A 460-nucleotide genomic window follows, 5' to 3' on the forward strand; every position below is an offset into this window, starting at 1 on the left:
ACTCGCTGACCGAGCGCAATACGCGTTTGCCGGAAGCCCTCAAGTTGCTGCAGAAGGCGTCGTCGCTCGCGCCGGAAGATCCGTACATCATGGACAGTCTGGCCTGGGTCAAGTATCGCCTCGGCGACAAGCAACAGGCACTCGATCTGCTGCGTCGCGCCTATGGCATTCAGGCGCAGGCGGAGATCGGCGCGCATCTGGGTGAAGTGCTGTGGGAATCTGGGCAGCAGGACGAAGCGCGCAAGACCTGGCGCGAAGCTGTCAAGCTCGACGGCGACGATGACACCCTGCGCTCGACCATGAAGCGCTACAACGTGACCCCGTAATGCGGATGATGTCGACGTTTTCGCAGCGCACTGTGTCGTTTTCGTTGGTGGCATCTCGCTCGGGCCGCGCCATGATGCTGGCGCTGGCCTGTGCGAGCGCCGTGCTCGCCACCGGTTGCGCGAGCCTCGCGCCG

The 460-nt window shown here is 63.9% G+C and carries 1 protein-coding gene; it reads left to right on the forward strand.

Annotated elements, in window-relative coordinates; genetic code table 11:
* A partial coding sequence (locus tag CDV44_RS27345) for a tetratricopeptide repeat protein (protein WP_141118849.1) occupies window positions 1–326 on the forward strand: 326 nt, incomplete at its 5' end.
* Between the last annotated feature and the right edge of the window lie 134 nt (window positions 327–460).

The organism is Pandoraea sp. PE-S2R-1, assembly GCF_002179865.1.
In the GTDB taxonomy this organism is placed as follows: Bacteria; Pseudomonadota; Gammaproteobacteria; order Burkholderiales; family Burkholderiaceae; genus Pandoraea.